The organism is Bradyrhizobium pachyrhizi (genome assembly GCF_001189245.1).
Taxonomy (GTDB): Bacteria; Pseudomonadota; Alphaproteobacteria; order Rhizobiales; family Xanthobacteraceae; genus Bradyrhizobium; species Bradyrhizobium pachyrhizi.
Genome location: NZ_LFIQ01000091.1, coordinates 79,170 through 87,009, shown reverse-complemented (window position 1 = coordinate 87,009; position 7,840 = coordinate 79,170). Strand labels below are relative to the sequence as shown.

Genomic DNA, 7,840 nt, shown 5'->3' with positions numbered 1-7,840 from the left:
GATGGCGTCGTCGACCACGAAGCCGGTCGCCACCGTCAGTGCCATCAGCGAGAAGATATCGAGCGTATAGCCAAGCAAATACATCACGGCGAAGGTCGCGATCAGCGACACGCCGACCGCCACCACCGGGACCAGCGTCGCCCGCGCATTGCGCAGGAAGGCGAACACCACCAGGATCACCAGGGCCACCGCGATCAACAGCGTGATCTCGACGTCGTGCAGCGAGGCCCGGATCGTCTTCGAGCGGTCCATCGCGAGGGTGATGTCGACCGCGGGCGAGACCGAGGCCTTCAGCTGCGGCATCAGCCCTTTCACGGTGTCGACCATCTTGATGATGTTGGCGCCCGGCTGCCGGTACACGATCATCACGACGGCCGGCTTGCCGTTGGAAACGCCGAGCGTGCGCACATTCTCCACGGAATCGATCACGTCGCCGACATCGGTCAGGCGCACGGCCGCGCCGTTGCGGTAGGCGACGACCAGCGGCCTGTAGTCGGCCGCCTTGCGGGCCTGGTCGTTGGCGTAGATCTGGTAGCGCTGGTTGCCGACGTCGAGGCCGCCCTTCGGGCTGTGCGCATTGGCGCTACTGAGCGCGGCGCGGACGTCCTCGAGCCCGATGCCGTATTTGTACAGCGCCGGCGGGATCAGCTCGACGCGCACCGCCGGCAGCGAGCCGCCGCCGACCGAGACTTCGCCGACGCCCTCGACCTGCGACAGCTTCTGCGCCAGCACGGTCGAGGCGGCGTCATAGAGCTCGGCGGGCGTCAGCGTGTCCGAGGTCAAGGTGTAGATCAGGATCGGCGCCGAGGCCGGGTTGAACTTGCGGTAGGTGGGGTTGGCGCGCAGATTGGTCGGCAGGTCGGCGCGCGCCGCGTTGATCGCCGCCTGCACGTCGCGCGCGGCGCCGTTGATGTCGCGGTCGATATCGAACTGCAGCGTGATGCGGGCGGAGCCGAGCGAGGACACCGAGGTCATTTCGGTGACGCTGGCGATCTGGCCAAGGTGACGCTCGAGCGGGCTTGCCACCGTGGAGGCGACGTCGGCGGGGCTCGCGCCGGGCAGGGTCGCCTGCACCATGATGGTCGGGATGTCGACGTCGGGCAGCGGCGACACCGGCAGCTTGAAGAACGCAATGATGCCTGCCACCACGAGGCCAAGCGACAGCAGCGTGGTGCCGACCGGCCGTCGGACAAAAGGGGCGGAGAGGTTCATCGAATTTGCGAGCGCTGTTTGCGGATCAGCTTCTATCCGTCCGCGCCGCGATGCAAAAGCCTAAATGTCACAGGGCGGTGCCATATGTCCGCCGAGATTTCTCTGGCCGCAACAAACGCCCGACGACGGCCGCATTCCCGATCGTGTGGTTTGCAACGACGCGGATGCGGGCTACTTCGCCGCATTCTGGCTCGCGCCGACGAAGTAGAAATCCTCGCTTCCCGGCACCGAACCATAGCTGAAGGGCTGTTGCCGGCGATCCGTCGCCGCCATGACATCGTCGCGCACGAGGTCGAATAGCTTGCGGATCTCGATCCGCGGCGTCTGCATGCGCTTGATCAGGGCCGTCACGAACGGGCTGTGACCACCGTCGCCGTCGAGCGCGACCTGGCCGTGCTTGGCGGCGTAGACCACCAGCGTGCCGCTGTCGGGTTCGACCTGGGCCAGGCCCCTGCCGATCGAGCGCGACGCGACGGTGCGCTTGATCTGGTTGGCGAAGGGATTGTCGCGGCAGGCATCGAGAATGACGAGATGCAGCTTGCGTGCACCTTCGGTCGCGCCCAGCACCTGGGTCAGGGCAACCGCCTCGAACGGCACATCGCGGTCGGTGGCGAGTTTCGCATCGACCGGCACCAGATAGTTCTCGCCCGCCATCTCCATGCCGTGCCCGGCATAGTAGATCACCGCCCAGTCCGCGCCGTCGGCCGCGTTGGCGAACGACTTTAGCGCCTCGACCAGGCTGTCCCGCGTGGCGTCGTTGACGAGGCGGACATCCTGAAAGCCGATGGCGCGCAGCGTATTGGCAATCGCCGCTGCGTCCTGGCCAGGGTTCGGCAGCACCGGCACGGAGCGATATCCGGAATTGCCCACGACCAGGGCGACGCGCCGCTCCGACATTGCTGCCTTCTGACCCGCGCCGATCGGCGCGATCGGCACAACCGCGGCGATCGCGGGGGTTGGCTTCGCCGCACCGTGATCTGCGATCACGCTCTTGTCCGTGGTGGCGACCTTGTCCAGCCGTTGCAGGCCTTCTTTGGCGATGCGCGGGCCCTGCGTCCGGTCGAACTGATCGAGCCCGATGACCTCGAGCGCGTGGCGGAAGTCGGCGCGCGCACCCTCGATATCGCCCTTCTTCTCGTCGGCGAGGCCTCGGCGTGCGTAATTCAGCGCGCCCTGCGCATTGAGTTGCGTGGCGCGGTCGTAGTCGCGCATGGCCTGATCGAGCTCGCCCTTGCCGGCCAGCGTCAGGCCGCGCAGCGAGTAGAACTCGGATTGCCCGTCCTGGATTGCTATCGCGCGTTCGATATCCCGCGACGCATTGTCGATGTCGCCGGCGCTGATCTCGACCACCGCCCGGCAATAATACGGGCCGCCTGCGCGCGGCGCGGCCTTGATCGCATCCTGGCAATGCAGCGCCGCGAGCCGGTCCTTGCCGCGGAAATCGTAGACCAATGCGCGATTGACATAGGCGTACCAGGAATTGGGATCGAGCTCGATGGACCTGCCGTAATCGGCCAGCGCGCGATCGTAGTCTCCGGTGGCGACGAACAGCTCGGCGCGATTGTTGAACCAGCCGGCGCTGAACGGGCCGGCTGGCTTCAGCCGGATCGCCTGATCGAAGTCGCTCAGCGCGCGGTCATAGTCCTGGTTCTGCAGGGAGACCTTGGCCCGCTGGCCATAGGAGGGCGCAAACGACGGATTGATCGCGATCGACTGATCGTAGTCCGCCCTGGCTTTCTCCAGATCGCTCTTGTTATGCCAGGCGAGCGCCCGGTTGTAATAGGTGATCGAAAGGTCGCGTCCCCTCGGATTGGCCGCGATCAGGCGGGTGCAGGCGGGGATCGCGAGCTCCGGGTCCGGATCCCTGGCGTCGCACGCCGCACCATCCTCTCTCAGACCTGCATAAGATGGGGAATTCAGCAGCAGCAGCAGGCCGATTGCGGCGAGCTTGGGCAATGAGAGGCGCATTCCGGTCATTCCAATTCAGCGACCGGAAATTGAGACCACAATGTTGTTCGCGCCGTGGCGAAAAATGCGCGAGCGAGGTTCCGCGCCTCAGCCCGGGTCCAGCCTGTCAGCCGCGCGCGCATCGCGATGCAGCGTGCCCGCATCGTGCAGCATTGCCGCGAGCTGGTGCAGCTGCGTGTCGCGAAAGCCCTGCTTCTCGATCGAGGCCACGGTCGAGAGCACATAGTCGCGGTCGTTGCCGGAGCGGCCATGGCCCTGCAGCACCAGGCGCTGCTGCTCGGCGAGCGACAGCCGCCCGGCATATTGCACATGGCCGCGATCGACCACATAGGCCAGCGCGCTGACGCGCTCGCGCGCCGCATTCTCCAGCCACACCGAGCGCATCACCTCGCGATAGACATTGGTGGTCTGCTCGCGTCCGCGCAAATAGGCGATGGTGTCGTGGCGCAGGCGGGCGGCGACGCGGAACGCGATGCCGCGGCAGGCGCCGCCGCGGTCGAGCCCGAGCACCAGGCCCGGCTTCTCCGGCGTGCCGCGGTGGTCGAACGAATAGACGCAGAGCGCGCGATGCTCGCCGATCAGCCGCGCCGGCACCTGTTCCAGGAACTCGAAGCCCGGCTTCCACATCAGTGAGCCATAGCCGAACACCCAGAGGTCGCCGTCGGTTTCGGAATGGGGAGGATTTGCTGACATCGCGCTGATGGGCTAGCAGAACGGGCCGTCGAAGCGAAGCGGATTCCGTGATGTTTCCAAGGCTTGCTGAAGGCTCGCTCAAGGGTTGCTCGGGGCTTGTTCAAGGCTCGCGGCCGCTTAGATTTTGACAAATTCGCCCGCCAAAGGACCTGCATGTCGGATCAGACCTCCGCCCCCCGCCGCCGCTCGCGCTTCGGCCTTTATGCCGTCCCAGTCGCGGTCCTGATCGCCGCGGTGCTGTGGAGTGCCTTCTGGTTCTTCGCCGCCTCGCAGGTCGGCGTGCAGGCCGATGCCTGGCGCGCGCAGGAGGCGAAGGCCGGCCGGGTCTATGATTGCGGCGACCGTTCGGTGGCGGGCTACCCGTTCCGATTCGAGGTCCGCTGCACCGATCCGAGCGTGATGCTGGTCTCGCAGACCGCCTCGCCGCAGATGGCGTTCGTGGCGCGGCTCGCCGAGATACTGGTCGTGGCGCAGGTCTACGATCCCAAGCTCGTGATCGCCGAATTCAAGGGCCCGGCCACGATCGCCGAACGCGGCGCGCAGCCGACGCTGTCGGTGAGGTGGAGCAAGGCACGGAGCAGCGTCGTTGGGCTGCCGGCGGTGCCGCAGCGCGCCTCGCTGGTGTTCGACGATCTCGCCATCGACCGCACCGGCGGTGCCGCGCCGGCGCCGCTGGCGCGGGTCAATCACATCGAGCTGCACGGCAGGCAGGTCGACGGCCCGGCGCCGGACAGTCCGGCGATCGAGACCGTGCTGCAGATTGCCGGCGGCACCTTGCAGGAGGTGCATCCGCTGCTCGCCCAGCCGTTCAACGCCGACATCCATGCGCGTCTCAACGGCCTGAAGGATTTCTCGCCGAAACCCTGGCCGGATCGCTTCCGCGAGATCCAGGCCGCCGGCGGCAGCGTCGAGATCCAGCAGTCGCGGATCGAGCAGGGCGATGTGCTGTCGGTCGCGGCCGGCACGCTCCGCCTCAACGCGCAGGGTCGCATCGAGGGCGAACTGCAGATGACGGTCGCCGGCCTCGAGCGCGTCATCCCCGCGCTCGGCATCGACAAGATGCTGGAGGAGGGCGTGCCGCAGTCAACGCTTGATCGCGTCGCGCCCGGCGTGAAGAGCCAGGACCTCAGCAATCTGTTCGGCGCGCTGGATCGCGCCATTCCCGGCCTCGGCAAGGTGATCAAGCAGAACGCCAATGCCGGCATTTCCGCCGGCATCAATTCGCTCGGCACGGAGGCCACGCTCGAAGGCAAGAAGGCGCGCAGCTTCCCGCTGCGCTTCGCCGACGGCGCGGTGTTCTTGGGCCCGCTGAAAGTCGCGCAGATCCCGCCGCTGTTCTGAGCCGCGGCGGATTGCGCTGACGCGAGCTCGCCCACGCACTGTCAGGCGTGCTCAAGCGGGCCGACCTCGCGGATCACCTTGCAGATCTGCAGGAAGCCGCTGGCGTAGAACTCGGCATGTCCTCGCCTCATGGTTTCGACATGATCGGGATGATTGCGCCAGGCTTCGAGCGCCTCCTCCGAAGCAAAGCGAAACAGCGTGAGCTCCTCGCCATCCGCCGCCTTGAACGATTTGACCGAAAGGAATCCCGGAAGGCGGCTGACAATGTCGTACATGCGTTCGCCCAGCCGGTTGTATTCGTCGAGCGGAGCGGTCTCCCGTAACTTCAAGTCACCAACGACAATGACTTCACCGATCATGTTGCAGTCCTCCGTCGATCCAATGTCCGTGGCAGGTTGAAAACCATCGCCCGAACACAATTCGAAATCGCGGCCGGTGTTGTTACGCCTCCACCACCCAGGGCGTTCCTCGCGCGATATCGTCCGTCGCGGCAATCTATTCCCGCCGCCGCGATGAGAAAAACGTGACCGGAATAATGCGCCCCGGCGCGAATATCACTCCCCGAGTACCGCTCTCTCTCGCCTGAGGAAGCAACCTCGTGTGGAGGAGAAGCGATGCGAATTCTCGGGGGAATTCTGCTCGGCAGCATGCTGCTGTCGGCAGGTCCGGCGTTGGCGGAGGACGATGCGTCCGAGCTGCGTGCGCTGAAGGCACGGCTCAAGCAGCTCGAGCAGAAAATGGAGACGCAGGCGCGCAAGGAGGAGGCGCTGGCCGCAAGACAGAACGCAATTCAGAACGCGCAGATGACGGCGAAGGCGCCGGTGCCGTTCGATCCCTGTGCATCGGGCAAGCTCTGCTACAAGGGCGTCACCTTCACCTTCGGCGGCTGGGTCGATCTCACCGGCATCTATCGCAGCCGCAACCTCGCCTCCGATTCGGGGTCAGTCTACAACTTCATCCCGTTCCCGCAGAGCAAAAACTACAACACCGGCGAGTCGCGCTTCACCGCGCGCCAGACCCGCTTCTCGGTGCTCGCCGAAGCCAATGCCACGGAGAACATCCACGTCGCCGGCTATGGCGAGCTCGACTTCGAGGGCGCGGCGCAGACCGCCAATTCGGTCGCGACCAATTCGTTCAATCCGCGGCTGCGGCAGGCCAGCATCGAGATCGACCGCAGCGATCTCGGCTTGCATGTCCTGGCCGGCCAATCATGGTCGCTGAACACGCCAAGCAAGGCGGGCATCGATCCGCGAGGCGCCGATACGCCGGGCGTGATCGATTTCGAACTGGTGCCGGGCTTTCTCGGCGCGCGTCAACCAGGCGTCCGGGTCTGGCAGGATATCGGGCCGGAGTTCAAGCTCGCGGTCTCGGCGGAGAACCCGCAGACATCCTTTTTCGGCGGCAACAATCCGCTGGTCGGCACGCCGGCGGTTGGCCCGCAGGGCGTGCTCAACCCGAACCTGCTGGTCAATCTCACCGGTCCGGGCGGCAGCTTCTTCAACAGCCTGAACAATGTCAGCCTCAACCACGTTCCGGATTTCACCGTGAAGGGCGCGTGGGATCCGCGGCTCGGGCCCTACAAGCTGCACGTCGAGGCGTGGGCGCTCTACCGCGACTTCTATGATCGCTTCAACTTCGCCAATCACGACGTCAACACGGTGAGCTTCGGCGGCCACCTCTCGGCCGAGATCGTGCCGAAGCTGCTCGAGGTGCAGGCTTCCGCCTCTTACGGTGCGCTGGGCCGCTTCACCGCAACGCCATTCCCGGATGCGACCGTGCGCCAGGACGGCTCGATCCAGCCGCTGCCGATCACGGCCTTCCTGGTCGGCTCGGTCTGGCACACGACGCCGTCGCTCGATCTCTACGCCTATGCCGGGCTCGAAAAGACCAGGGCGACCTTCTCCGATGTCGGCACGGTGCCGTTCGGCTACGGCAATCCGCTCTACAACAATCTCGGCTGCAACATCGAGAACTCGCCGGCCGCGACCTGTAACGGCAACACTTCGGAGGTGAGGCAGTACACCGCGGGCTTCTACGACACGATCTTCAAGGGCTCCTACGGCACCATCAAGGCCGGCGCGCAATATTCCTACACCCAGCGCTTCGCCTTCCAGGGTGTCGGCGGCGCGCCGAAGACCGACGACCACATCGTCATGACCCAGATCCGCTACTACCCGTTCTAGGGCGTGAGGAGATCAGGTTGAGCTGGAGCGGCAACGGCAGCTCACCTCTCCCGTGGGAGAGGTCGGCGCGTAGCGCCGGGTGAGGGGTTACTCTCTCTCGTTGGGGCTGCACCCTCTCACCCGATTTGCTGCGCAAATCGACCTCTCCCACGGGAGAGGTGAATAGAGTTCGCGGTGCCGTCTCAGTCTAGATTCATCACCAGCGAGGAGGGAGAGGTCAGATGAGGATCGTGACCAGACCGAAGCGGAGGGCCGTGATCGCGCGCGAATTGATGATGGTCAGCCGCGCCGCGCATGTGCTGCAGCGAACTGGCCTCGCGATGGCCGGTGCCATGGCCGGCACCTTCGTCGCCGCCCAGTTCGCCAAGGGCCATGTCGCTGTCTTCGGCACGCTGTTCTTCGTCGCGACGACGATCGTGATCGGGGCAGTCGGCTTCTATCTC

General features: G+C 65.6%; 6 protein-coding genes and 1 pseudogene. 3 read left to right on the top strand and 4 right to left on the bottom strand.

What is annotated here, in order from left to right; all coding sequences use genetic code 11:
* The 3 genes from AKL29_RS45385 to AKL29_RS22440 all read right to left on the bottom strand — a co-directional run.
* Positions 1-1,212 (bottom strand): efflux RND transporter permease subunit (locus AKL29_RS45385; protein WP_244482303.1); only part of this gene is annotated, 1,212 nt, incomplete at its 3' end.
* Between the two features lie 171 nt (positions 1,213-1,383).
* A complete protein-coding gene (locus AKL29_RS22445) occupies positions 1,384-3,180 on the bottom strand; it encodes a caspase family protein (RefSeq protein ID WP_160321771.1) in 1,797 nt (598 codons plus the stop codon).
* Between the two features lie 87 nt (positions 3,181-3,267).
* On the bottom strand, positions 3,268-3,873 hold the full coding sequence (locus tag AKL29_RS22440; RefSeq protein WP_050385662.1) for a gamma-glutamylcyclotransferase: 606 nt from the start codon (positions 3,871-3,873) through the stop codon (positions 3,268-3,270).
* A gap of 153 nt (positions 3,874-4,026) precedes the next feature.
* Here AKL29_RS22440 and AKL29_RS22435 point away from each other — a divergent pair, with 153 nt between their 5' ends.
* Positions 4,027-5,214 (top strand): DUF2125 domain-containing protein, encoded by a 1,188-nt coding sequence (locus AKL29_RS22435; protein ID WP_050385661.1) that lies wholly within the window; start codon positions 4,027-4,029, stop codon positions 5,212-5,214.
* A gap of 41 nt (positions 5,215-5,255) precedes the next feature.
* Here the strand turns inward: AKL29_RS22435 and AKL29_RS22430 are convergent, their stop codons facing one another.
* On the bottom strand, positions 5,256-5,573 hold the full coding sequence (locus tag AKL29_RS22430) for an antibiotic biosynthesis monooxygenase family protein (RefSeq protein WP_050385660.1): 318 nt from the start codon (positions 5,571-5,573) through the stop codon (positions 5,256-5,258).
* A 255-nt stretch (positions 5,574-5,828) separates the two neighbouring features.
* Between AKL29_RS22430 and AKL29_RS22425 the strand changes: the two genes are divergently transcribed.
* Together AKL29_RS22425 and AKL29_RS45380 are read left to right on the top strand one after the other, a co-directional pair.
* Positions 5,829-7,397, top strand: a complete 1,569-nt coding sequence (locus AKL29_RS22425) for a hypothetical protein (protein WP_244482302.1) — start codon at positions 5,829-5,831, stop codon at positions 7,395-7,397.
* A gap of 221 nt (positions 7,398-7,618) precedes the next feature.
* A pseudogene (locus AKL29_RS45380) lies at positions 7,619-7,840 on the top strand (hypothetical protein); the annotation flags it as partial.

Excerpts from the sequence above, each read along its gene's own strand:
- AKL29_RS22445 (WP_160321771.1), bottom strand. The coding sequence starts at position 3,180 with ATGCGCCTCTCATTGCCCAAGCTCGCCGCAATCGGCCTGCTGCTGCTG.
- AKL29_RS22440 (WP_050385662.1), bottom strand. The coding sequence starts at position 3,873 with ATGTCAGCAAATCCTCCCCATTCCGAAACCGACGGCGACCTCTGGGTG.
- AKL29_RS22435 (WP_050385661.1), top strand. The coding sequence starts at position 4,027 with ATGTCGGATCAGACCTCCGCCCCCCGCCGCCGCTCGCGCTTCGGCCTT.
- AKL29_RS22430 (WP_050385660.1), bottom strand. The coding sequence starts at position 5,573 with ATGATCGGTGAAGTCATTGTCGTTGGTGACTTGAAGTTACGGGAGACC.
- AKL29_RS22425 (WP_244482302.1), top strand. The coding sequence starts at position 5,829 with ATGCGAATTCTCGGGGGAATTCTGCTCGGCAGCATGCTGCTGTCGGCA.